This window comes from Nonomuraea maheshkhaliensis, assembly GCF_039529435.1.
Classification (GTDB): Bacteria; Actinomycetota; Actinomycetes; order Streptosporangiales; family Streptosporangiaceae; genus Nonomuraea; species Nonomuraea maheshkhaliensis.
In genome coordinates this window covers 131,890-154,987 of the sequence record NZ_BAAAMU010000007.1, presented here as the reverse complement: position 1 = coordinate 154,987, position 23,098 = coordinate 131,890, and the positions used below count along the sequence as shown (strand labels likewise).

20 protein-coding genes and 1 other RNA gene are annotated in these 23,098 nt (G+C 69.2%); 6 read left to right on the top strand and 15 right to left on the bottom strand.

Translation table 11 applies throughout. The annotated features are described in order from the left end of the window. Window positions 1-3: 3 nt before the first annotated feature. From ABFX54_RS07560 to ftsE, 8 genes are all read right to left on the bottom strand, one after another. On the bottom strand, window positions 4-1,020 hold the full coding sequence (locus tag ABFX54_RS07560; protein ID WP_346102607.1) for a T3SS effector HopA1 family protein: 1,017 nt from the start codon (window positions 1,018-1,020) through the stop codon (window positions 4-6). Then, entirely contained in the window at window positions 1,017-2,114 is a 1,098-nt protein-coding gene (locus tag ABFX54_RS07555) for a phosphotransferase family protein (protein ID WP_346102605.1), read from the bottom strand. Before ABFX54_RS07555 ends, ABFX54_RS07560 begins: the two co-directional genes overlap by 4 nt. Continuing rightward, window positions 2,115-2,342: a thioviridamide family RiPP peptide gene (tvaA, locus tag ABFX54_RS07550; RefSeq protein WP_346102604.1), complete on the bottom strand. Its 228-nt coding sequence runs from the start codon at window positions 2,340-2,342 to the stop codon at window positions 2,115-2,117. It lies immediately after the preceding gene. 198 nt (window positions 2,343-2,540) lie between these two features. Beyond that, window positions 2,541-2,924, bottom strand: a transfer-messenger RNA (tmRNA) gene (ssrA, locus tag ABFX54_RS07545). 299 nt (window positions 2,925-3,223) lie between these two features. Beyond that, on the bottom strand, window positions 3,224-5,080 hold the full coding sequence (locus ABFX54_RS07540) for a penicillin-binding transpeptidase domain-containing protein (protein ID WP_346102602.1): 1,857 nt from the start codon (window positions 5,078-5,080) through the stop codon (window positions 3,224-3,226). Between the two features lie 19 nt (window positions 5,081-5,099). Further along, complete coding sequence (smpB, locus tag ABFX54_RS07535; protein ID WP_106236735.1) at window positions 5,100-5,567, bottom strand: SsrA-binding protein SmpB; 468 nt, start codon at window positions 5,565-5,567, stop codon at window positions 5,100-5,102. A 47-nt stretch (window positions 5,568-5,614) separates the two neighbouring features. Then, entirely contained in the window at window positions 5,615-6,523 is a 909-nt protein-coding gene (ftsX, locus tag ABFX54_RS07530; RefSeq protein ID WP_346102599.1) for a permease-like cell division protein FtsX, read from the bottom strand. A 20-nt stretch (window positions 6,524-6,543) separates the two neighbouring features. Next, window positions 6,544-7,233 carry a cell division ATP-binding protein FtsE gene (gene ftsE, locus ABFX54_RS07525; RefSeq protein ID WP_091079803.1) on the bottom strand — a complete coding sequence of 230 codons (690 nt, stop codon included), beginning with the start codon at window positions 7,231-7,233 and terminating at the stop codon, window positions 6,544-6,546. Window positions 7,234-7,434: 201 nt separating this feature from the next. Here ftsE and ABFX54_RS07520 point away from each other — a divergent pair, with 201 nt between their 5' ends. Beyond that, on the top strand, window positions 7,435-7,626 hold the full coding sequence (locus ABFX54_RS07520) for a hypothetical protein (RefSeq protein ID WP_346102597.1): 192 nt from the start codon (window positions 7,435-7,437) through the stop codon (window positions 7,624-7,626). Here the strand turns inward: ABFX54_RS07520 and prfB are convergent. Continuing rightward, on the bottom strand, window positions 7,612-8,727 hold the full coding sequence (gene prfB, locus ABFX54_RS07515) for a peptide chain release factor 2 (RefSeq protein ID WP_346102595.1): 1,116 nt from the start codon (window positions 8,725-8,727) through the stop codon (window positions 7,612-7,614). The two genes, ABFX54_RS07520 and prfB, sit on opposite strands and share 15 nt — an antisense overlap. A gap of 47 nt (window positions 8,728-8,774) precedes the next feature. Here prfB and ABFX54_RS07510 point away from each other — a divergent pair, with 47 nt between their 5' ends. Further along, window positions 8,775-9,794: a DUF8094 domain-containing protein gene (locus ABFX54_RS07510; protein ID WP_346102593.1), complete on the top strand. Its 1,020-nt coding sequence runs from the start codon at window positions 8,775-8,777 to the stop codon at window positions 9,792-9,794. Between the two features lie 255 nt (window positions 9,795-10,049). Here ABFX54_RS07510 and ABFX54_RS07505 read toward each other — a convergent pair whose 3' ends face one another. The 4 genes from ABFX54_RS07505 to ABFX54_RS07490 form a co-directional block, all read right to left on the bottom strand. Continuing rightward, window positions 10,050-14,924, bottom strand: a complete 4,875-nt coding sequence (locus tag ABFX54_RS07505) for an NAD-glutamate dehydrogenase (RefSeq protein ID WP_346102591.1) — start codon at window positions 14,922-14,924, stop codon at window positions 10,050-10,052. A gap of 38 nt (window positions 14,925-14,962) precedes the next feature. Next, window positions 14,963-15,157, bottom strand: coding sequence for a hypothetical protein (locus ABFX54_RS07500; protein WP_346102589.1), 195 nt, complete (start codon window positions 15,155-15,157; stop codon window positions 14,963-14,965). Window positions 15,158-15,327: 170 nt separating this feature from the next. After that, complete coding sequence (locus tag ABFX54_RS07495; protein WP_106236725.1) at window positions 15,328-15,528, bottom strand: zf-HC2 domain-containing protein; 201 nt, start codon at window positions 15,526-15,528, stop codon at window positions 15,328-15,330. Beyond that, window positions 15,528-16,082: a sigma-70 family RNA polymerase sigma factor gene (locus ABFX54_RS07490; RefSeq protein ID WP_245955696.1), complete on the bottom strand. Its 555-nt coding sequence runs from the start codon at window positions 16,080-16,082 to the stop codon at window positions 15,528-15,530. The genes ABFX54_RS07495 and ABFX54_RS07490 overlap by 1 nt, the downstream gene beginning before the upstream one ends. Before the next feature lie 108 nt (window positions 16,083-16,190). On the opposite strand from ABFX54_RS07490, the gene ABFX54_RS07485 reads away from it, so the two are divergent. From ABFX54_RS07485 to ABFX54_RS07470, 4 genes are all read left to right on the top strand, one after another. Further along, window positions 16,191-16,835 (top strand): DUF4142 domain-containing protein, encoded by a 645-nt coding sequence (locus ABFX54_RS07485; protein WP_346102587.1) that lies wholly within the window; start codon window positions 16,191-16,193, stop codon window positions 16,833-16,835. Next, a complete protein-coding gene (locus ABFX54_RS07480; protein WP_346102585.1) occupies window positions 16,832-18,376 on the top strand; it encodes a DUF1996 domain-containing protein in 1,545 nt (514 codons plus the stop codon). Before ABFX54_RS07485 ends, ABFX54_RS07480 begins: the two co-directional genes overlap by 4 nt. Window positions 18,377-18,448: 72 nt before the next feature. Beyond that, window positions 18,449-19,285, top strand: coding sequence for a ferric reductase-like transmembrane domain-containing protein (locus tag ABFX54_RS07475; protein ID WP_346102583.1), 837 nt, complete (start codon window positions 18,449-18,451; stop codon window positions 19,283-19,285). 34 nt (window positions 19,286-19,319) lie between these two features. Further along, the gene (locus ABFX54_RS07470) at window positions 19,320-20,948 is read left to right on the top strand and encodes an NADH-ubiquinone oxidoreductase-F iron-sulfur binding region domain-containing protein (protein ID WP_346102581.1); all 1,629 of its coding nucleotides are present in this window, start codon (window positions 19,320-19,322) and stop codon (window positions 20,946-20,948) included. A 360-nt stretch (window positions 20,949-21,308) separates the two neighbouring features. Here ABFX54_RS07470 and ABFX54_RS07465 read toward each other — a convergent pair whose 3' ends face one another. Together ABFX54_RS07465 and ABFX54_RS07460 are read right to left on the bottom strand one after the other, a co-directional pair. Beyond that, window positions 21,309-21,521, bottom strand: a complete 213-nt coding sequence (locus ABFX54_RS07465; RefSeq protein WP_346102579.1) for a hypothetical protein — start codon at window positions 21,519-21,521, stop codon at window positions 21,309-21,311. 255 nt (window positions 21,522-21,776) lie between these two features. Further along, window positions 21,777-22,460: a L,D-transpeptidase family protein gene (locus ABFX54_RS07460; RefSeq protein ID WP_346102577.1), complete on the bottom strand. Its 684-nt coding sequence runs from the start codon at window positions 22,458-22,460 to the stop codon at window positions 21,777-21,779. Window positions 22,461-23,098 lie beyond the last annotated feature (638 nt).

Genomic DNA, 23,098 nt, shown 5'->3' with positions numbered 1-23,098 from the left:
CGCTCACGACACCGACACCGGCTCGGCGTACGGCGCCTCCACGCTCAGCCCCTCGCGCTCGTAGCGGTCGCGGATGGCGGCCAGCCGGCCGTCCGCGTCACCCACCCCCCGCTCGTGCGCCTCGACCAGCGCCTCGGCGACGAGCAGGCAGCGGTGTTCGCCGAAGCTCAGCAGGCGTCCGGGCACCCGGGGCTCGACGGCGAAGGAGACCCCGAACGCCAGCGGCAACGCCAGCCTCGGATAGTCGTCGCGCAGGACGGCGCGGACCTCCGCGCACATCTCCAGCAGGATCGTCCGGTGCCGCGACCACGCCTCCGAGCTCAGGAAGAGCACTCCGGCGTCGCGCCGGGCGTAGGCGGCCGGGTGGTTGGCCATCTTGAACTGGAAGGGGATCTCCAGCGTGTTGAGCGTCGAGGTGACCGCCTTCATCAGGACGGGGGCGCCGGAGTGCCCGTCCAGGCTGAAGTAGACGCGGACCAGCCCGTCCTCGCTTTCGGCCACACCCTGATCGCCGATGGCCAGGTACCAGCCGAGCAGGGCGTAGCGCATGCTCGGCGGGAACCGCACCGACACCGGCGCGCCCACCGTCAGCTCGCCGTCCGGTCCGGTCGCGACCAGCTCCTGCGGGGTGGCGCGAAGCGTGATGCCCTCCGCGTGCACCAGGAAGCCCTGCCCGTCGTGCCCGGTGATCCGCCAGCCGGGGGTGAGATGCCCGCGTCCGGTGTTGTGACCGTGCAGCTGCTCGCTGAAGGCGTAGTCCTCGTAGTCGGGGATGGTGGCGACGGCCTTGCCGCCGTCCATGAGGATCCGCGCGGCCGCGTCGTCCCCCGCGTAGTACGACAGATAGATGAGCTTCGCCAGGTAGGTGACCACCGGATGACCGTCCCCGGCGGCCATGTCGCGTGGCGGCTCCAAGATCCCCAACCGTGGGTGGGTGAAGGTGAAGGCGTCCTTGATCACCACTTCCTCCGCGATCTCACGGAAAAAGTGGAGATAGGGGTTGTCCGGCTCGTCCGTCATCGCAGGATGGCCTCCGGGGCGGGATTTCGGATGAGCTGCTTGCCGTACAGCAGGCAGAGATGGCCGATCCGGCCGAGGGCGCCCAGGAGCTGCAACCGGCTCACCGCCTGGACCAGCAGGAGGATGCCCGCGTATCGGAAGATCCGCTCCTCGTCCGCGTGCTCCTGCTCGGCGAGCCGCCGGTAGGCACGGAGGAAGGCGCGGATGTTGTGCCGCGCCGCGCGGGGTCCGTCCGGGTCGCCGTGGCGGCGCAGGGCAGCGGCGAGGAACTGGCCCACCACGGTGCCGAGGTCGAAGCACGGGTCGCCGAACCCGGCGGCCTCCCAGTCGATGACGCGGACGGGCGCGGACGCCCGCGGGTCCCGGGCCAGCAGGACGTTGTCGTCACGCAGGTCGAAGTGGATCAGGCTGTCCGGCCGCCAGCCGGCGTGAATCTCCAGGAAGTCCGGCCCGAGCGCCTGCATCGTGCGCAGGTACGCGTCGAAGTCGATGCCGCAGCCATGGGCGAACTCGTGCGGCGTGGGGATCGTCGACTTCGGCACCGGCGGACGCAGCAGCCAGTCGGGGTACTCGGCGTACGCCTCCCCGATCGGCGTGCGGTGCAGCCCCGCCATCGCCGCGGCCAGATGGACCAGGTACGCGGTGTCCACCACGTGGGTGTCCCTGATCACGTCGCTCAGGCGTACGCAGTCCCGCATCACGTCCAGCGCGATGGCCCCGCTCCGGGGGTCGGCGGCGAGCAGGCGCGGCAGCGCGGCCCGGGTCCTGGCCGGCAGATCGAGCCGGTCGATCAGGCTCAGCATCACGTACTCGTAGTCGTGGTCGTGCTCGGTGTCCGTGTCCGGCCATTTCAGGAGCTGAGCGCTTCCGTCGGCGAGTTCGACCATCAGCACGAGCCGCCGCGAGACGCGCCGGCTGACCCGGACCACCCGATCCGGATCGATGCCCAGCGCCGTGAACACCGGGGCGAGCTCCGGGCCGCGGTGGTCGACCTGCTGCGTCTGGCGGGGCGCGCTACGCCGACCCGGACGCGGGATGTGGAAACCCAGCGTCCGGGCGCGCAGGAGCTCGTCAGCCCCTGACTGCGGGACCATCTAGCAGTGCACCCCGGCGGTGACGATGATGCCGGTGAAGCTGCCCTGGATGCCCTCGTCGGGCGACAGCCCGACCTTCTCCTCCAGGAACTGCTGCAGGTCCTCCGGGGAGACCCCGGCCAGCTCGCTGAACGCGGTCTCCGACGTGTCGAAGTCCGCGGCCGACTCCTCGGCGCGGATCTGCGCGACGATCTCGTCGAGATTGTGCTCGGGCACGATCGCTGTCATGGCCTCTCCATGGTTCGGCGTCCGCTGGATGCGGGAGGAACGGTGAACGGCTCCAGTCTGGGGACGGAGCGCATGCCGAACGCATGGGCGGGCGAATCACCCTCGTGAGGAGGTCCTGCTCTGGCAGGCGCGTGCCCCCAACAAACACGAAACCGCCCCTTTCCTGCGAGGTTTCCGCAGGTAAGAGACGGTCTGTGATGGTGGAGGTGGCGGGAATCGAACCCGCGTCCTTCAACCCCAAGTCAGGGCTTCTCCGGGCGCAGCCTGCTGTGCTTTTCTCAGCCCCGGCGATCACGCAGGCGAGTCGCCGACGGGCTCAGCCACTGTTGGATTTCCCGATCTTCCCCGTGGCCGGGTCGAACGGTTGAGCCTTCTAACGATGCCAGACACCGGGCCGAAGGCACTCCCGGGCTGACAGTGGTTTCGCTACTTAGGCAGCGAGCGCCAGGGAGTCCCTGGCAGCCACAGTGCTCTTGGAATTGGCACTTGTTGTTTGCGGTCACAGGATTAACGAGGTTATGTCCGCAGTCCTCGGCCCGCTTCACCTGGCTTGCAAGGCCAAAGTCGAAGCCAGTCACCCCCTGTGCAGTTGTCAACACGCCCTGGGACCGGAGCCCCGACGGCGAGCAACATGAATCTACAGTGGATAACGCCCTCAACGCCAACTTAATTCCGAACGGCGAAACCCCCGGGAGCGCGGCGCAGAGGCACACGCTCCCGGGGGCCGACCGGCAGGGTCGAGCCGGTCCGGACGGCAGGACTTCCCCCGAGATGAAGTCCTGTCTCATCACGGCGACTGGGACCGCAACCCCCCGAGCGGGCCCAGTCATCAGGTAAGACGCAACCGGGCCCGCGAATGGTTGCTCCGCGTAGCGACTAATTCACGAAGAGCTGCCGAGGTCCGTGAAGAAGCTGCCCGCGACGGCCCCGGCGTTGTAGTTCTTCGCCAGCACCGCGAGGGCCACATCGCCCTGCCAGCCGACGAACCAGGTCTGCTGGTCGCCGGCGGACGCCGTGACGCCGTAGACCTTGCCCTTGCCCGCCTGGGCGAGGGTGCCGGCGGCGCCGGCCCGCATCATCGCCGTCAGCGTCGCGCGGACTTTCGGGTCCATCGGGATCGGCGCGGGCTGGGCGGCCGGAGCCGGCTCTGCCGCCGGGTCGGCCGTCTTGGGCTCGGTCACCAGCACGGGCGGCCGCCAGGTGCCCGAGGCGACCGTGGCCGCCACCAGGGCCATGCTGAGCGGGCTCACCTGGACGTTCTGGCCCGCGATGGCCTTGGCCTTGTCGGCGTCGCTGGACAGCGCGGGACGGGCCCCGCTGAACGACTTCAGCGGCAGCCGCCAAGGCTGCCCGATGCCGAAGCCCTGGGCGCTGCGGTCGAGGTCGCCGGCCGAGACGCGGCGGGCCAGGGAGGCCAGCGCGGTCACGCAGCCCTTGGCGAAGTGTTCCTGGAACGTGGCCGACGTCGTGACCCCCGTGGTCTGGCCGACGTGCACGAACTTGGCCCCGCCCACCGTGCGCTCCTGCGGGCAGGCCAGCCGCTGCTTGGGGCTGACGCCGCCCTTGAGCAGCGCGTCGGCGGCCACGATGGAGAACGCCGTGCCGGCCGGGAACTTGCCCGCCAGCGCGTCACGCTCCTGGTGCAGCCCCTTGGTGCCGACCGCGAGGATCTCGCCCGTGTTGCGCTGCACCGCGACCAGCGCGCTCGTCTCGGTGTCGGCCACCGCCTGCTCGGCCGCCTGCTGCGCGGCCCGGTCGATCGTGGTCTTCACCGAGACGTTCTGGCGGCCGGGCCACTCCTTGAGCTGGGCGACCTCCTTGCCGGTCTTGAGGTCGAGGATGACGACCTTGGTCTCGGTCGAGCCGGTCAGGTAGTCCTGGTAGGCCTGCTGCAGCCCGCTCTTGCCGACCGAGTCGCCGGCGCGCTGCGGGCCGCCCAGCTTCTGCTCGGTCTCGGGGGTGAGCGCGCTCACGCTGCCCACGATCTGCCGGGGCGGATCGGGGTTGACCGGCTGGTCCTGCGACTGGACCTCGATCCCGGGGATGGCGTCGAGCTTCGGCTGCATCGACTGGTAGCGCGAGCCCCCGAACGTCACCAGCTGCACGAACTTCTCCGGCGGCGACGACCTGACCCGGCTGAGCAGCCGGTCCTGGGCATAGCCGGTGACCTCGGACAGCCGCGCGACCACCTCTTCGGCCCGGTCGCCCAGCTTGGCCGGGTAGACGCCGGCCACGTAGAGGACGGTGTCGCTCTGCAGCGGGTCGCCGGCCTTGTCGACGACCGGCATGCGCGCGTTGGGCTCGGTGTCGACCGCGAAGCGCTGGCCCTGCTTGAGCTGCGGATGCAGCACCGACGGCGACCAGCGCACCCGCCACATCCCGTCGACCAGGTGCAGCGGCAGCACCCCGTCGTATTCCCACAGGGGGTTGTTCTCGCCCAGGTCGACCTCGGCGTGGAAGTTGGCCTTGGACTCCTCGCCCTCGACGCCCAGGCTGGTGATCTTGAACCGGAACGAGGCCGCGTCGAGCTCCAGCTTGGTGTCGGCCAGCGCCTTGCGCACGGTCGCCGGATCGCCGTCGGTGCGGCCGGCGGCCAGCTCGTAGTCCTCGGTCTGCCAGCCCACGAGGAAGTCACGCACCGCGTCGTGCGGCGATGGCTCCTCGAAGCAGCCGGTCAGCGTGGTGCTCGCGACCGCCAGGGTGACGGTCGCGGCCAGGGTGCGGCGGGCGCGTCTCATCGGTTGCGGTGCCGCCGTCTCATCGGTTGCGGCCGCGCAGGGCCCGGGCCATCTCCCGCTTGGCCTGCTGCTCCGCCAGCGCCTGCCGCTTGTCCCAGTCTTTCTTGCCCCGGGCGATGCCGATCTCGACCTTGGCCCGGCCGTCCTTGAAGTAGAGGACCAGCGGCACGATCGTCAGCCCGCCCTCCTTCGTCTTGGCGGCGAGCTTCTCGATCTCCTTGCGGTGCAGCAGCAGCTTGCGCTTGCGGCGCGCCGCGTGGTTGGTCCACGTCCCTTGCGAATATTCGGGGATGTGCACGTTGAGCAGCCACGCTTCGTTCCCGTCGATGCTGGCGTAGCCGTCGACGAGCGAGGCGCGACCCTCTCGGAGCGACTTCACCTCGGTGCCCTGGAGCACGAGACCCGCCTCGAAAGTGTCCTCGACGTGGTAGTCGTGCCGAGCACGTTTGTTCTGGGCGATGACCTTCCGCCCGGTCTCACGTGGCATGGTTCGACTTTACCGGCGACCGGGGCGGGGACGACCCATGTGCACGGCTACACCCTCAGGTAGCGCCGCAGTGTCACGAACGAGGCCAGGATACAGATCACGACACCGATGATCATGGTGATCGTGATCGTCTGGGCCACGTCGTTCCAGCCCAGCAGGGCCGTGGCGCCGCCGAAGAAACCGACGATCTGGTCGAACAGGAACACCTTCGCCACGATCAGGATGACCGCCGCGAACACGCCGCCCACCAGGCCGGCGATGACGCCTTCCATGACGAACGGCAGCTGGATGTAGAGGTTGGAGGCGCCGACCAGCCGCATGATGCCGGTCTCTCTGCGCCGGTTGAACGCAGACAGCCGGACCGTGTTGCCGATCAGCAACGCCGCCGCCAGCACCAGGATGATCGCCACGGTGAGCGCGGCGACGGCCAGTTTGTCGAGCATGCTGAAGAACGGGGCGATCAGCTGTTTCTGGTCCATCACCTGGGCGACGCCGGGCTGCCCGGTGACCGCCTGGATGACGGACTCGTAGTTGTCCGGATCCTTGAGCGCGATGCGGAACGACTGGGGCAGGTCCTCCACCTTGGTGGCGTCCACGAGGGCCTTGTTGGACGAGAACGACTGCTTGAAATTCTCATACGCGGTCGTCTCGTTCTCGAAGAACACCTGCTTGACACCCTGGGTGCCCTTGATGTGCGCTTCGAGCGCCTTGGTCTGCGCGGGCGTGATCGCCTTGCCGTTGCAGGCCGGCATGGCCGTTCCCTTTTTACACAGGAAGACCGACACTTCGACCTTGTCGTCCCAGAAGTTCTTCATCAGCCCGACCTGACTGTTGATCATCAGGCCGACGCCGAGCATCGCCATGCCGACCGCCACGGTGATGATCACCGCGATCGTCATGGTCAGGTTGCGACGGAGGCCGATCCAGACCTCGGAGAAGATGAAATTCGCCCGCATGTCTTGTCTGCAGCTCCCTGTCAGTACGCCTGGCCGTACACGCCACGCGACTGGTCACGGACGATCTTGCCGTCCTCCAGCTCCACGACACGCTTACGCATGGAGTCGACGATGGCCGCGTCGTGCGTGGCCATGACGACCGTGGTGCCAGTCCTGTTGATGCGGTCGAGCACCTTCATGATGCCGATGCTCGTCGCGGGGTCGATGTTGCCCGTGGGCTCGTCGGCCAGCAGGATCATCGGCCGGTTGACGAACGCGCGGGCCATGGCGACGCGCTGCTGCTCGCCGCCGGACAGCTCGTCGGGCATGCGGTGGGCCTTGCCTTCCAGGCCGACCAGCTCGATGACCTCGGGCACCACCTTGCGGATGAACCGCCGGGGCTTACCGATGACCTCGAGGGCGAACGCCACATTTTCGTAGACGTTCTTGTTCGGGAGCAGCCTGAAGTCCTGGAACACGCAGCCGATGCGGCGGCGCAGGTGCGGCACCTTGAAGTTGGACAGGCGGGCCAGATCCTTGCCGGCGACGTGGATCGCCCCGGAGTTGGGCCGCTCCTCCTTGAGGATCAGGCGCAGGAACGTGGACTTGCCTGATCCCGAGGGACCGACGAGGAACACGAACTCGCCCTTGTCCACGTCGACGGAGACGTGGTCGAGAGCGGGCCGGTTCTGGTTCGCGTAGACCTTGGTGACATTATCGAAATGGATCACGAGAGCATCACGGCATGCCAGTCTAGGGGTCAGGACGGAAGCGAGGGTGGCACATGCCCACTTCCCGCCACCGGCCGATCGGGGGCGTCTCTTTACTGATGATCGACGTTCCGATTGGCCAGACGACAGTCTAGGGGGAAGACTGGCATGGAACGTCCATAACGGAAACAAAACGATTGTGCGGCTAGACTTGGGGCTGACATGAGTTGCCAACACCTCGTATGCGCGCAGTGCGCCCACCCCGTGATCGAGGGCCGCTGCCCCCTGTGCCGCGCCAGCAGGGAGCGGATGCACAACCACGGCTTCGCCGGGCTGTCACCCGCTCTCGTCGTCGGGCTGCTGCTGGTCCTGCTGCTGCTGAGCCTGGTGGCCGAGCACCTAGTCGGTGCCTGACTCCTGACGCCGCATCCAGCGGATCTCCGACTCGATGAACTCGTCGAGGTCGCCGTCGAGCACGGCTGAGGGGTTTCCGGCCTCGGTGCCCGTACGCAGGTCCTTCACGATCTGGTAGGGGTGCAGCACGTAGTTGCGGATCTGCGTGCCCCACGACGTGGTGGTGGCGCCGCGCAGCTCCGACATCTTCTCCGCCTCCTCCTGCCGCTTGCGCTCCAGCAGCTTGGCCTGCAGCACGTTCATCGCGGTGGCGCGGTTTTGCAGCTGGGAGCGCTCGTTCTGGCAGGAGACGACGATGCCGGACGGCAGGTGCGTGATGCGCACGGCCGAGTCGGTGGTGTTGACGCCCTGGCCGCCGGGACCGCTGGAGCGGTAGACGTCGACGCGGATCTCGTCCTCGTTGATGTCGATGTGGTCGGTCTGCTCGACCACCGGCACGATGTCGACCCCGGCGAACGAGGTCTGGCGCCGGCCCTGGTTGTCGAACGGGCTGATGCGGACCAGCCGGTGGGTGCCGTGCTCGCCGCGCAGCGTGCCGTAGGCGTAGGGGGCCTTGATCGTGAACGTGGCCGACTTGATGCCGGCCTCCTCCGCGTAGGAGGTGTCGTAGACCTCGGTGGCGTAGCCCTTGCGCTCGGCGTAACGCAGATACATGCGCAGCAGCATCTCCGCCCAGTCGGCCGCGTCGACGCCGCCGGCCTGGGAGTTGATGGTGACGAGCGCCTCGCGGGCGTCGTATTCGCCCGACAGGAGGGTGCGCACCTCAAGGGCGCCGATGTCGGACTTCAGCGTCTCGAGCTCCTTGTCGGCCTCGGCACGCGTGTCGTCGTCGCCCTCCTCGGCCGCGAGCTCGTAGAGGACCGTCAGGTCGTCGAGCCGGCGCGCCACGCCCTCGACCCGGTTGAGCTCGCCCTGGAGGTGGGAGAGCTTGCTCGTCACCTTCTGGGCCTGGTCGGGGTCGTCCCACAGGTCGGGCGCGGCAACCTGCTGCTCCAGCTCAGCGATCTGCTTGCGCATCGCGTCGAGGTCGAGCACGTCCTGGATGCTGCGGAGCGTGCCCGCGAGCTCGTTGATCTCTTCTGCCGGATCGATGCCTGCCACGTCTCCCAAGGGTACGCGACCCTCGCGGGCCCGAATAACATGGCGAGGTGCGTGCTTACGGTCGGCGGAAGATGCTGGCGCTCGCCGCCGGCCTGCTCGCCGGGGTGACCGCCTGCAGCGGTGGCGCCCCGCCCGCCCCGACCAAGGCGGCCGAGTCCAGCTCGGCCCGGCCCTCGCCTTCGGCGCCGGAGCCGGCCGTCACCCGCGAGGAGGCGGCCGAGGCGTTCGCCGAGTTCATCGCCGCCGACGACCTGCTGCGGGTGCGCAGCGAGCTGCGGGGCCGGCTGCAGCAGGCGAAGGACCTCACGGTCGGCGGCCAGGCCGCGCTCACCGTGGCCGCCTACTCCACCACCGACTACGCGCCGCCGCGTTACCGGTGGGGCTCGCCGACGCTGCTGGTCCCCCGGTTCCCGCCGGAGGAGCGGGCACCCTGGTTCAGCGCGCTGGTCACCCGCGACGACCAGCCCACGCTGGTGACGTTCGCCAGGTCGGGCGACGACTGGCAGCTGAGCTCGGCCGCGCGGCTGCTGCCCGGCCAGGAGCTGCCGCCGGTGGCGCTCGACGCCGACGGCTACGCCACGGCGGTGGCGGCCGACGACAAGTCGGTGACGATCAGCCCGCAGTTCATGGGTCCCGTGCACGCCAGCGTGGCCGAGACGGGCAAGTCGGGCGTCACGGCGGGGCTGCTCGCCCCCGGGCCCTACACGACCGAGGTGGCCGAGCAGATCGCCACGCTGCGCGGCGACGCCAAGTTCAACGAGCTGAGCTACGACTCGATCTTCAGCGCCGACAACTACCCGGTCTACGGGCTGCGGACGGAGAACGGCGGGGCGCTGATCCAGTACTCGCTGTCGCGCACGAGCACGACGAAGAACATGGTCGACAAGTCCTACAAGATCCCGGTGCCGGAGGAGGCCAGCCGCTGGCTCACCGGCGGCACGGTCCGGCTCAGCCTCAAGCTCACCGAGGTCCACCAGTACGCGACGGTGGTCCCGCCTCTCACGGCCCCTGCCGCCGCCGCCGTCATAGCCCACGACGGCGGCCTGACTGGCGCCGTCGGCCAGTAAAACCCTTTCATCCTTTACGCGCTGCCGTGGCCGGCCACCCGCCGTCGTCGGCTCGCGCCTGTCCAGGGAAACGCCCTCTGACCGGTCTGTGGCGCGCCGCCGTAACGGAGCGCACGGTCGGCCCCGCTCCGTGGTCGTTCGCCGCCTGACGGCCCCATGGAGCGCCGCGGCGCCACGTCCGAGCCGGCACCGACGCCTGGCGAGACAGATCCGAAGCCGGCCGGGGCAGCGTGCGTGCTGCCCCGGCCCTGAGCGTCAGGCTTCCGCGTGGGGAAGGTTGCTCGCGGCGACGAGGGTTCGGATGGCGCGGAGGGCGACCGACAACGTCGCCAGGTCGAAGTGGTCGCTTTCCCAGATCTCCGACAGCGTCTGGCGGGCCCGCGACACCGCCGCCGAGTTGGTGTCCGACCACCGTGCCAGCCGCTCCTCCGGCGGCAGCCCCGGCTTGCTGTGGGCCAGCACGTCCCGGGTCAGCGAGGCGTGCGCGGCGTACAGGTCGTCGCGCAGCGCCGAGCGGGCGATCGAGTTCCACCGGTTGTCGCGGGGCAGCGAGATGATCCGCTCCCGCAGCCGGGCCAGCTGCAGCCGGTCGGCCAGGTCGAAGTAGACCTCGGCCGCCTCGCTGACCGGCCGCCCCGTCAGCGAGGAGATCTCGACCAGGTCGAGCGTCGAGTACGCGGGCACCATCCCCGCGACCCGCTCGGCCAGCTCCAACGGCACGCCGCGGGCCACGAACGAGTCGCGGCGGTCCTCGTAGGCCGCGAGGTCGGGCCCGGTCAGCAGCTTCGGGATGTGGGAGAGCAGCCCGTTGAAGCCCTTCGTGAAGAAGCTGACCGACCCGGCCAGGTCGAGCGGGGGCCGCCGGTTGACCAGGAGCCAGCGGGCGCCGCGCTCGGCCAGCTTGCGCGCCTCCAGCAGCATGGCGATCTGGGTGGCGGTGTCGACCTCGTTGTCCAGCGACTCCACGGCCCGGTAGAAGCTCGGCAGGTCGAAGACCTCCCTGGCGACCAGGTAGGCCCGCACGATGTCCGGGGTCGACGCGCCGGTCTCCTCGCCGAAGCGGAACGTGAACGTGGTGCCCGCCGCGTTGACCAGCTCGTTCACCACGCAGGTGGTGATGATCTCGCGGCGCAGCGGGTGCTCGTCCATGTACGTGCGGAACCGCTCGCGCAGCGCCGACGGGAAGTACGACACCAGCCACGACGCCAGGTAGGGGTCGTCGGGCAGGTCGGAGTTCAGCAGCTCGGCGTCGGCCACCAGCTTGGTGTAGGCCAGCAGCACGGCGAACTCCGGCGCGGTCAGCCCGAGCCTGGCCTGCCGCCGCTCGGCGAGGGTCTTGTCGGACGGCAGGAACTCCAGCTCCCGGTTGACCAGCCCGTCGCGCTCCAGCTTGCGCAGGTAGCGGGCGTGGATGTGGAGCATCTCGACGGCCTGGGAGCGGGACGCGGCCAGGACCACGTTCTGCGCGTAGTTGTCGCGCAGCACGAGGTCGGCGACCTCGTCGGTCATCGAGGTGAAGACCTGGTTGCGCTGCTTGTCGGTCAGCTCGCCGTCGCGGACGACCTGGTCGAGCAGGATCTTGATGTTCACCTCGTGGTCGGAGGTGTCGACGCCGGCGCTGTTGTCGATGAAGTCGGTGTTGACCAGCCCGCCGTTGAGCGCGAACTCGATCCGGGCGAGCTGGGTGAAGCCCAGGTTGCCGCCCTCGCCGATGACCTTGCAGCGCAGGTCGGAGGCGTTGACCCGGAGCGCGTCGTTGGCCTTGTCGCCGACGTCGGCGTTGGACTCGGCGGCCGACTTGACGTAGGTGCCGATGCCGCCGTTCCACAGCAGGTCGACCGGGGCCTTGAGGATGGCGCTGATCAGGTCGTTGGGCGCCATCGAGGGGACGCCGGCCGGGATGCCGAGCGCCTCGTGCATCTGGGGCGTGATGTGGATGGACTTGGCGGTGCGCGGGAAGACGCCGCCGCCGGCCGAGATCAGCTTGGCGTCGTAGTCCTCCCACGAGCTGCGCGGCAGCTCGAACAGCCGCTGCCGCTCGGCGTAGGTGCGTTCGGCGTCGGGGGACGGGTCGACGAAGATGTGCCGGTGGTCGAACGCGGCCACCAGCCGGATGTGGCGCGACAGCAGCATGCCGTTGCCGAACACGTCGCCCGACATGTCGCCGACGCCGGCCACGGTGAAGTCGGTGCTCTGCACGTCGACGCCCATGGTGCGGAAGTGGTACTTGACCGACTCCCAGGCGCCGCGGGCGGTGATGCCCATGGCCTTGTGGTCGTAGCCGATCGAGCCGCCGGAGGCGAAGGCGTCGCCGAGCCAGAAGCCGTACTCCTTGGCCACGCCGTTGGCGATGTCGGAGAAGGTGGCGGTGCCCTTGTCGGCGGCGACCACGAGGTAGGTGTCGTCGCCGTCGTGCCTGACCACGTCGGGCGGGGGCACGACCTTGCCGTCCACCAGGTTGTCGGTGACGTCGAGCAGGCCGGAGATGAACATGCGGTAGCAGGCCACGCCCTCGGCGAGCAGTTCTTCCCGCGAACCAGACTTTGGCGGATGCTTCACAACAAAGCCACCCTTGGACCCAGTCGGCACAATAACGGTATTTTTCACCATCTGTGCTTTGACCAGGCCGAGAATCTCCGTCCGGAAATCCTCCATCCGGTCCGACCACCGCAACCCGCCGCGGGCGACTTTCCCGAAACGCAGATGCACGCCTTCGACGCGCGGCGAGTAGACGAAAATCTCGTACTTCGGTCGGGGCAGCGGCAGCACGCTAATGGCCCCGGGGTCGAGTTTGAGCGATATGTACGATTTGCGGCTGCCATCCACTGTTTGGAAGTAATTGGTGCGCAATGTCGCCTGAATCATCTCCAGGTACGCCCGCAGAATGCGGTCCTCGTCCAGCGAGGCCACCGCGTCCAGCGCCCCGAGGATCTCCTCGTGCAGGGCGTCCACCAGCTCCACCCGCACGTCCTCGCCCCGCCGCGGATCCAGCTTGGCCTCGAACAGCTGCACGAGCAGCCGCGCCAGCCGCACGTTGTCCCTGAGCACCTGCTCCATGTACGGCTGCGAGAACGTGCTCCCGGCCTGGCGCAGGTATTTCGCGTAGGCCCGCAGGATCTCGACCTGCTCCCAGGTCAGCCCGGCGGCCAGGATCAGCGCGTTGAAGTCGTCGGCCTGCACCCGCCCGTGCCACAGCGCGGTGAGCCCGTCCTGGAAGAGGCGCTTGAAGTCGTTCCTGTCGACCTCTTCCGAGGGGGTGTAGCGCAGCCCGAAGTCGTAGATCCAGGCGTTCTTGGTGCGCGGGTCGTTGTCGCGGTCGATCTCGTAGGGCCGCTCGTCCATGACCTCCACGCCGAGCCGCTGGATCAGCGGCAGCGCCTTCGACAGCGAGATCGGCGAGCCGACCTTGTAGACCTTGAGCCGCCGCTCGCCCTCGGCGGCGTCGTACGGCTCATAGAGGTTGATCTCGACCCGTTCGCCGTCGCCCTGCTCGACGAGGTGTTCGAGCCGCCTGAGGTCGACCACGGCCACCTTGGGCGGGAAGTCGACCTTGTACCCCTCGGGGAAGGCGGAGGCGTACCGCTTGATGAGCGCGGGGGCCTCCTCCTCGGAGGCCATCTCCCCCAGCGCCGCGGCCAGGTCGTCCTCCCAGGAGCGGGTGAGGCCCGCCAGGCGCGCCTCCAGCTCCTCCACGTCCACACTCGGCCGCGGCAGCGGGGTGCCGCGCTCGCCGCGCACGACCACGTGCAGCCGGGCCAGCACGGACTCGCCGATCATCGCGCTGTAGTCGAGCGACTTGCCGCCCAGCGCCTTGAGCAGCACCTCCTCCATCTTCAGCCGGACCTTGGTGGTGTAGCGGTCGCGCGGCAGGTAGATGAGGCAGGAGATGTAGCGGCCGTAGTCGTCGCGGCGCAGGAACAGCTTGACCTGCTTGCGCTCGCGCAGCCGCAGCACGCCCATCGCGATCGGCAGGAGCTGGTCGACCGAGGTCTGGAACAGCTCGTCGCGCGGGAACGTCTCAAGGATCTCGATCAGGTCCTTGCCGTCGTGGCTGTCGGCGGGCAGCCCGGCGGCGTCGAGCACGTCGCCCAGCTTGCGCCGCAGCACGGGGATCCTGGAGATCGACTCGCTGTAGGCCACGTGGGTGAACAGGCCGAGAAAGCGCCGCTCGCCGATCACCTCGCCGTCGGGGGAGAACAGCTTGACCCCGATGTAGTCGAGGTAGGTGGCGCGGTGGACGGTGGCCCTGGAGTTGGCCTTGGTGATGATCATGAGCTGCTTCTCGCGCGCCTTGGCCCGCACCTCGGCGGGCAGTGCCGCGAAGCTCTCGGAACCCACCTTGTCGTCGCGCAGGATGCCCAGCGCCGCCCCTGGCAGCGCCCGCAGCGTCTCACCCTCGTCGGTGTGCTCCAGGCGGTACTCGCGGTAGCCGAGGAACGTGAAGTGCCCGTCGGCGAGCCAGCGCAGCAGGTCGAGGCTGTCCTCCACCTCCGCGGGCTCCAGCGGCGGCGGGTTCATGCTCAGGTCCTCGGCGGTCTGCACCGCCAGCGCCCGCATCTTCCTGAAGTCCTCGACCGCGTGGCGCACGTCGGTGAGCACCCGCTGCAGGTCGTCCTCGACCCGCTTGAGCACCTCAGGGTCGGACTGACGGTCGATCTCGATGTGGATCCACGACTCGACCAGCATCTGGCCGGTGACGTCCTCCTGGCCGCGGCCGAGCATCCGCCCGGTCATGTCGCGGCGCACCCGCATCTGCGGATGGACCACCAGATAGGTGCCCAGGTCGTGCCGGTCGAGCTCCATCGTCACCGAGTCCACCAGGAACGGCATGTCGTCGGTGACCACCTCCACCACGGAGCGGCCGGGGTCCCAGCCGTGCTCGTCGAGCGTGGGGGTGTAGGCCCGCACCACGGCCCGGCCCTGGGGGCGGACCTCGGCCAACTGGCGCTGGGACATCGCGGGGCCGTACACGTCAACGGGGTTGCGGTCGAGCAGGTCCTCCGGCGCGACATGCCGATAGTAGAACCGGAGGAAGGACAGAGCCTCCTCGGCGCTCATATGCTCGCTGCCCACCGCGCAACTCTCGGCGGCTCTCTGGAGCAGCTCGTCCTTGGCCTCGTCGAGCGGCATTTCGCTCTCACTCCTTTGTGAGGGTTCGCCATGGCTGTTCATAGCCAGGCCCTTGGTTCCCACAGCAGCGGGAAGTCGTCGTGAGACCCGCGGTCTCTCGCCACGGCCGGCGGCGCGGCCACGATCCGGTCGTCGAAGACCGGCAGGCCACGCTGGGTGAGGGCGGTCGGGCAAGCATCCCACAGCGCGGGCTCGGAGAGCTCGCGGCGCTGCTGGGCGAGGAGCTGGGGCACACGAAGACGGCCGCTGCACGACAGCCGGCCGTCTTCCTCACCGCACTGCCGACGCGGGGGAACGGGCGCATCGCCTTCGATGCCCACCGAACACCTCCCCGGACCGCCCGGCCGCGTGGGCCGGGCGCAACGCCTCGCCGTACCGATACCACCCGAAAAGGACATAAACGTCAATGTGACATCGACATCGGGGGGTCGTCGCCTGAGGTCGAGGAGGGGGAGTTCTTGAGCTCGTCGAGCTGGTCCGGCAGCTCGGCGAGCTCGACCAGCTCCGCCTGGCAGCGCTCGCACGTGTCGAGGTGGCGTTCGAAGGCCTCGTGCTCCTCATCGTCGAGGACACCGAGGACGTAAGCGGCCACCCCGTCATGCATCAGCCGGCTACCCCCTTGTCCCGCAGCAGCTCGCGGAGAGCCCGGATCCCGTAGTAGAGCCGGGACTTCACCGTGCCCGGCGGGATCCCCAGAATCTCCGCCGCCTCACTTATCGTACGGTCTCGGAGATAGGTGTGCTCAATGACTTGGCGGTGTTCTTCGGACAGCGACCGGAGAGCGTCCGCGACGACCATCGCCGACAGCGCTCGCTCCGATCCGTCCGGGACCGACATCATGTCGACTTCGGGCGGCTCGACCTCCTGCGGCCGGACGCTCTTACGCCGACGCCCATCAATGACTATGCGGCGGGCCACGGTAAGCAGCCATGCCCATATGAGGCTCGGTTCCCATTGCAGTCTTGCCGAGTTCCGCCAGGCTCGGACGAGCGTCTCCTGCACAACGTCTTCAGCCCACTGAAGGTCGTTACCTGTGGATTTGCGGACGTGTCGCAGCAGAGGGCCGCCGAACTCCTGGTAAAGCACCGCGATGCGATGCTCCGCCTCGGCATCCGCACTCTCGAACCTGCCGTCGAGGTGACCTAGCACGGGGCACATCTTTACACCTTCGTTATCCAAGCGGTAGCCACTCCGATAACTCCAGTCATTTCTAACTATCTCCGGCCATACGTGAACCAGGACCGGTACAGGCGCGTACCTCCGACCATGCACAGGCTTTTGCGCGGCGAGTTGTTCATGCTCGGCGGCTTCGTCGTAGCCGCCGCCGTGACGATCGTGCTGGTCATGCCACCATCGATCGATCCCGCGGCCGCCCAATGGTCACAGACGTCGTCAGGACCGCTCACAGCTGCCGACCGCGATCTGCTGATCAAAGTCCGTCAGGCAGGGCTATGGGAGATGCCCGCCGGCGAGTACGCCCAGACGCGCGCCGAGTCCCAGCGCGTGAAGGAAGTCGGCAAGTTGATCATGAACGAGCACATGGACCTCGATCTGATCACCCGCCAGACGGCCAAGAAGCTGGGCGTGGCCCTGCCGGACGAGCCCAATCCCGACCAGCAACGCTGGATGGCCCAGATGGCCGCGGAGAGCGGGCCGGCCTTCGACAAGGACTTCGTGAACCTGTTGCGCGCCGCGCACGGCAAGGTCTTCACCGTCGTGGCGAGCGTACGAGCCGGAACGCGCAACTCCGACATCCGGAAATTCGCCCAGGAAGGCATCAACTACGTGATGCGCCATATGGCGTACCTGGAGTCCACTGGCCTGGTCGATCACAGCCAGTTGCCCGAACCCCCGACTCCCGCACCCGCTCCACCCGTCGCAATGGCGGTTGAAAAGAGGAGACACACATGAGGAGATCCAGACGCATGGCCGCGGCCGCATCCGCTCTGGCCATGGCGGCAGGCGGCCTGGTATCGGCGGCCGTCATCGGCGTGAGCAGCGGCCCGGCGTTCGCCGACCACTGCGATCCCGCCGAGCAGTCACCTCAGGCGAGCCAGTCGCAGCAGCCGAACCGCGACCAGCGGGGCCAGCAGGACCAGAACCAGGACCAGCAAGGACAGCAGGACCAGGACCAGCAGGACCAGCAGGGGCAGCAGGACCAGCAGCAGCCGGACCAGCAGGGCACCGGCGACCAGCAGGGCGACCAGCAGGGCACCGGCCAGAACGGTGACCAGCAGGGCGACCAGCAGGTGGACCAGCAGGGCGATCAGCAGGCCCCTCAGGGCGGCGGCATCGCGCTCGACCCCGCTCAGGACCCCGACGCCCAGGACCAGGGCCAGAACCAGGATCAGGGCCAGGACCAGGGGCAGGATCAGGGCGCTGACGCCTCCCAGACCGCTCCGGAGGACAACCCCACCGTCCAGTCCCGCCGTCGCGGCGGCGGCAACGGCGGCCGGCCCACCAACTCCCCCAGCCCGAGCCCCAGCCAGACCCAGAACCCCGATGACGGGGGCGACGCGGACCCGAGTGCTTCCCCCTCGGCCTCCCCGACCGCGACCGGCGGCAACGACGAGGAGGCGGAGTGCGCCGACCTCGGCCCGTTCCCCGAGGACTTCGTGAACATCCGCCAGGTGGCGCCGGTGCGCCTCGACGCGCGGCCCGGCCGTAACGGCTCCCGCGGCACGTTCACCTCGCAGTGCGGCACGAACCGTAACGGGCACAACAACCCCGACAACTTCATCGTCGCCCCCGGCGTGAGCAACGGCGCGCACCACCTGCACGACTACGTGGGCAACCTGTCGACGGACGCGTTCTCCACCGACGAGAGCCTGGCGGCGGCGGGTACGACCTGCCGGCTGGGCGACAAGTCCACGTACTTCTGGCCGGTGCTCAGGGACCGCAAGTCCGACGAGAACTCCAACGACCCCGACGGCAACGTCGGCACTGTGCTCCGTCCGCGCTTCGTGAGCCTGGAGTTCGGCGGCAACGCCACCTCCCGCGTGGTCGCGATGCCGAGGTTCATCCGGATCATCACCGGTGACGCCAAGGCGGCCACGAACGGCACCGCCAACGCCCGCGCCGGCTGGAGCTGCTCGGGATTCCAAAACCGCATAAGTCCGGACAAATACACGCTTTGCCCGCGCGGCAGCCAAGTGCTCCGTATTCTGGACTTCCCCAGCTGCTGGGACGGTCAGAACACCGACAGTGCGAACCATCGAACCCACGTGGTCTTCCCCGGCCAGAACGGAGCATGCCCGCAGGGCACCAGGGCGATTCCGCGACTGCGCATGACTCTCGGGTACACCGTGCCCCAGGGCGCGTCGTACGCCGTGGACGCCTTCCCGGAACAGAAGCACAACCCGGTCACGGACCACGCTGACTTCGCCAACGTCATGCCTGACCGGTTGATGCAGACCGTCGTCTCGTGCATCAACCGGGGGCGCCGCTGCTGACCTGAACCCTCCGCCCGCAAGGGCGGCGCAGCCTTCCGAGTCGCACCCTCACTCGACCCTGGAGGGAAATACATGCTCCACAGACGTAGCCCCCGGCACGCCCCCACCAAGCTGGACACCAGGAGTGTCCGGCTGGGGGCGAGCGCCCTGATCATGGCGCTCCTCCTGTCGGCGTTCGCGCTGACCAGGACGGAGCGCGGGATCGGGATGCTGGGCCAGGGGGTCGGCTTCCTCGAGTTCTACGCGGGCGTGTTCGCCCTGGTGCTGCTGACCGCGACCGTCGCGCTCGGCCTGCTCACCACCGAACGCGTGTTCCTGTCCCCGGCCAACCGGGTCAGGGCACAGCTCGCACACCGGGCCACCGCGCTGATCGGCCTGGCGTACCTGATCACCCACATCACGCTCATGATCAGCCTGGGTCACGTGCCGCCGGGGGCAGCGGTCGTGCCGGTCGCGGGCATCTACGTGGGGTTCGGCACCCTGGCCTTCGACCTGATGGTCGTGGCCGTGGTGACGGGAATGCTCAGGGGGCGGTTCGCGACACGGAGCAGGCCATGGATGTGGCGGATCCTCCACTCGGCCGCCTACCTGGCCTGGCCCGTCGGGATCATGCATGGCCTGACGGCCGGCCGTCCGCCGGCCGGCTGGGTGGCCTGGTCGTACGTGGCCAGCATGGCGGCGGTCGGCGGTGCGCTGATCGTCCGCGTGCTGGCCTCGCTGCGACGGCCGCCGATCGTACCCGAGAAGGTCGAAGCGCCCCCGGTGACCGCGGCCGCCGCCGTGGGCGTCCCGTCAGAACGTCCGATGAAGGCTCCTGTCGCCGCCGGCGCGGCGGCGACAGGACCGAGAGCGGCCGCCGCACCCGTGAGCCTCGCAGAGGCCCGGCGCAGATATCGGGAGGCAGGATGACCACCGTCCTGCTCGCGCATCCCAAGGAGCGACTGTGATTCCGGCCAGAGTGCCACGGGTCTTACGCATGGGTCCGGCCCGGCTCACCGCCGGGCTGGACCACTGCCGACGGCTCGACCTGCCCGCCCACCGCACGCTCCACGGGCTCGTCGAGCCCAGGGAACTGGGCGAGCTCATCTCGTACGCCAACGAGGTGGACATGCGCGGGCGAGGGGGAGCGGCCTTCCCCTTCGCCCGCAAGTTGCGTGCCGTGGCCGACGCGACCGGCCCGGGCGGCGAGTGCGTGGTGCTGGTCAACGGCGCCGAAGGCGAACCGGCCAGTTCCAAGGACGCCATGCTGCTCACCCGCAACCCGCACCTCGTGCTGGACGGCGCGGTGCTGGCGGCCGAGGCGCTGGGCGCCCGCGAGGTGGTCGTCGCCACGGCCGGCGGCGAGGTCGCCGAGGCGTCGGTGGCCGCCGCCGTGGCCGAGCGCCGCGCCCGGAACGTCTCCGGCGGAGCCGAGAGCCGGGTCCCGATCCGCGTGGTCGGGATCAAGGAACGGTTCATCTCCGGCGAAGGCGGCGCGCTGGTCAAGGCCGTGAACGGCGAGGAGGGCATTCCTCCCGGCCGCAAGAAGCGGGCCGCGACCAGCGGCGTGGACGGGCTCCCCACACTGCTGTCCAACACCGAGACGTACGCGCAGTTCGCGCTGCTGGCCGAGTACGGGCCGGAGAAGTACGCCGAGGTGGGCACCGCCAAGGAGCCCGGCACCATCCTGCTCACCGTCAGCGGCGGCGCGGCCAACGGCGCCGTCATCGAGGCGCCGACCGGAACCTACCTCGCGGACGTGCTCGGCCTCTGCGAGGCCGACATCGGCGACGGCGTCCTCATCGGCGGCTACCACGGCGCGTGGCTGTCGGCCGACGTCGTCGAGACGGCCGTGCTCTCCCGCGAGGGCATGAAGCAGGCGGGCGCCACGCTCGGGGCCGGGATCATCGTCCCGCTCGGCGAGGCCACCTGCGCCCTGGGCGAGGCCGCCCGGGTCGCCGCCTACCTCGCGGCCGAGTCCGCAGGCCAGTGCGGGCCGTGCCGGCTCGGCCTGCCCGACATCGCCAGGGCCATGTACGCCCTGGTCGAGGGCACCGGCTCGGTGGACGCCGTACGGCGCTGCGTCCGCGGCGTCGAGCGGCGCGGGGCCTGTTTCCACCCGGACGGCACGGCCAAGTTCGTGCTGTCCGCGCTGGACTCGTTCGAGGTCGAGATCACCCAGCACCTGGAGCAGGGCTCCTGCGGCCGTCCCGTACGCGGGGTGCTGCCGATGCCCGAGCGCGAGCCCGAGCCGGAGTACCGGCTGGAGGTCGACTGGTCCCGCTGTGCGGGGCACGGGCTGTGCGCGCACCTGCTGCCCGAGTTCGTGGAGCTGGACGACTACGGTTTCCCGTCGTTCAACAAGATCCCCGGATTCATGGCCAAGGAGGCGCGCCGGGCCGTCGACATGTGCCCCGCGCTGGCCCTGCGGCTGGCCCAGACCGGCGGCGACCACGGCGGCCCGCCGAAGCCCGCCCCCGGCAAGCAGCTGCGGCTGGTCAAGGACGGCATGCTGAAGAAGGCGGGAGAGAGCGTGCCCAGGCTCACGCGCGTGGGCATCCCCCGCATCTCCGGCGTCGGAGGAACGGCGTGACGTGATGTAGCGCAAATGTGACGAACCCGGCGGATCGCCCGGGCGTCTCCTCGATGGCCATCGGGGAGGTGCTGCGACCGTCGGGTTCTCGCACGTACCGGAGATGTGCCGTGCGTATTCCGCCCTACGGCACCGTGGCAGGCAGCCGGGTTCCACAGGATGCGACGACTCCGAAAAGGTGACGATTCATTCGCAAGTGGCTCACAAGGTTCATGGCGACGGCGACGCTCGCTTCGGGGATGGCAGCCGGAGCCGGCGGGATGCCGGCGCCGCTGCCGACACCGTCAAGCCTTACCTCGGGTGGCAGGACACCCTGGGGCAATGCGGTGGTGTGTGGAGGAAGTACGTCGGGACGAGGAGCTACCAGAAGCCGGAGACGCACAGCGTCAGGCGGCACCAGAAGACCGAGACGTCCTCGACCAGCAAGACAGACATCCACAACCAGAACGGTGTACGCACCGTCAAGATGTACGACGCCTGCCGGGCCGGACGCGTCGTCCGCGGCTTCAACCCGTCGAGGTGTGCGCACCGGTCGATCAAGGTGAGCTTCGTCTGCTTCGCGGGTCGCCGCACGAGAACCAGCACCCTCTACGGCCGCTGGCCGAACGGGACCGGCAAGCCGATGCAGCGAGTCATCCGCCCTCTCGCCGCCGCGGATCAGCGGACGGTGCGGGGGCGGATGGCGTTCGGCGCGGCCGTCGTCCCTTTCGGCGCGCGCCCGGCCTGGCGAATATTGCCCGGTAGCACGTCCCGATATTTCCAAGGTTATCCGCATGCGGGCCATATCGCGGCGAATCCTGATATTCGGCGAAATGCTTATCACCGGGCTCACATGATCTTGCCTCGGACGTACACGGGCTCGCCGATTCCCACGATTTCGTACAGGCGCTTGGACGTCTCGATCGGTAGGCGCACGCAACCGTGGGAGGCCGGGCGCAGCGGCACCTGCGACGAGCCGTGCATGGCGATGCCCCCCGTGAAGTAGAGCGAGTTGAACATCGACCCCAGCCGCCCGGTGGTCCAGCCCGGCGCGCGGCTCTGCACGCGGAAGTCACCGACCGGCGTGATCGCGTTCCCGCAGCGCCCGCCCTCGCAGTAACGCACCTCGGCGCCCGTGGAGATGTGCGAGAACAGCACCGGCCTGCGGTCGCGGTAGACGGTGAGGAACTGCTCGCGCAGGTTGATCTCCACCCGGTCCGGGGGGCCGTTCGGGACCAGCGGGCGGCGGCGGGCGGGCTTGTCGAGCGCCTTCCAGACCTGGCGATCGACCTCGCCCTTGGGGACCATCCTGCGGTTCTTCTGCAGCGCCCAGACCGCGAACTTGGTCTGCTCGTCGTAGACGCCGTTGATCTTGCCGTAGTAGTAGTGGCCGGCGTGCAGCCGCCGCTGCAGCAGCCTGACGGCCTCACCACGGGCACCCGGCCGCAGCAGCGCCCCCTCGACCGCCCCCGTGGACCCGCTCCCCGCCTGTCCCGTGCCCGTCCGCCCGGTGCTCGTCCGCCCGGTGTCCACTCGCGCCGTGTCCGCCCTTGCCGTGTCCGCCCTTACCGTGTCCGCCCTTGCCGTGTCCGCCCAGGTCGGGCCCGTCTGAGCCGGATCCGTCTGCGCCAGATCCGTCCACAGTGTGTCCGCCCGCCTGGCGTCCGCTCCCCTCGTGTCCGCCTCTCTGAGGTCCGCCCGCCTCGTGTCCCGCCTGACGTCCGCCCGCCTGACGTCCGCTCGGGACGTCACCGCCCGGCCCGTGCCCGGCCTGTCCCGCTCCGCCCACCTGAAGCCCGGCCGGCCCGCGTCCGGCCACCTGGTCTTCGACCTGCGCTCGTCCGTACGGTCCGCGCCCGGCCTGCCGACATCCGCCCTGCCCGCGCCCGCCCGGCCCGTGTCTGCCCGGCGAGCCCCTGGCCGGTCCGCCTCAGGCCGACCCGTCTCCGCCCGACCCGCACCAGGCCGGCCCATCTCCGTTCGGCCGGCCCCTGGCCGGCTCGACTCCGGTCGGCTTGTGACTGCCTCCGCGACTGCCGGGAGTCCGCAGGCGACCACGGTTCCGAGTCCGAGGGCGGCTATTCTTTGAAGCTTTATCCTCATAAATCAACGCCTACCCCCACCACCGAGAATTCATGGGCTTTGTCAAGCAAAAGTCCCGGCTAATAAGC